Genomic DNA, 1,042 nt, shown 5'->3' with positions numbered 1-1,042 from the left:
CTCGCCGCTGTCAAGACTAGTATCAAAACAGCGGTGAAGGAAGGCTTGGAACAAGGTGCTAAGAATTTAGACAGTTTCAAAGGTTTCTTGAAGAAGACCAAGGGGCTGGGAGACAATATTTACCACTCCTTATCGACCTATCGAAAACAACTCACCCGTCACTTACAGAATACAGTGGATGAAGGTCTCCTAAATCTAAGCAAGGCTACCCAAGAAGGACTGGAGCGAGCCAAGCAGTTTACTTTGGAAGTACCGACTGTAGTCGTACGAGAGACTTCAACTGGTAGTCAAATGATGCGGTTTGAAAAAATGAGTAAGAGTCTGGGAGATACAGGTCTAGGAAAGAGCTTGGATAATCTGGCTTCTAAAGCGAAGAATGTAGAAAATGCAAGTCTTTCTAGACTCCAAGCGCGTAATGCTTTCAAATCTGTAGATGAATTTGAAGATAGTCTGTTTGATGGTAATTTGATTATAGATTATGTGAAAGATATCAAATTAAATACAAATAGAGATATTCCTAACAATCAGATTGAGTCATTAAAGAATGCATTACGGAATAAAAAGTACAAAAAACTGACACCAATTGAAGTTTCTAAACATCGTGCAGAGTTTAATAGAATAAAAAATTCTTTAATTGATGAATGGGAATTAAAAACGGGTCAGAATTGGCCTATATATTCAGAGGATGTTATTGGCAAAAATGGGAATATTGTTAGAAAAGCGGGATCAAAATATGATGCCCATCATATTATTGAAAATTCTTATGGGGGAAATAATGAATGGTGGAATATTCACCCTGCTAGATTTCCAAATGAACATCAAGCAGGAATACACCGAGCAGGATCTCCAGCTAGAGAACTATTTAAATAATGAGGTAACACTAGATGTTTGAAGAAATTAAATCAAGTCCTTTAAATCAGTTTTATCCACTTACTAGGGATAAAATCAAAGAAAGTGAATCAAAGTTAGGAATAATGTTTCCAAAATTACTTAGAGAATTTTATTTAGAAATTGGCTATGGTTTTATTGGAAGTAAAGTAGG

1 protein-coding gene is annotated in these 1,042 nt (G+C 35.8%); it reads left to right on the top strand.

All coding sequences use genetic code 11. The features are described from left to right. Nucleotides 1–870: HNH endonuclease signature motif containing protein (locus tag SORDD15_RS10495; protein WP_419579771.1), on the top strand; the 870-nt coding region annotated here is incomplete at its 5' end. Nucleotides 871–1,042: the final 172 nt, after the last annotated feature.

Origin of the sequence: Streptococcus oralis (genome assembly GCF_001578935.1) — a bacterium.
GTDB lineage: Bacteria > Bacillota > Bacilli > Lactobacillales > Streptococcaceae > Streptococcus > Streptococcus oralis_R.
This window is presented reverse-complemented; position numbering and strand designations above follow the sequence as displayed.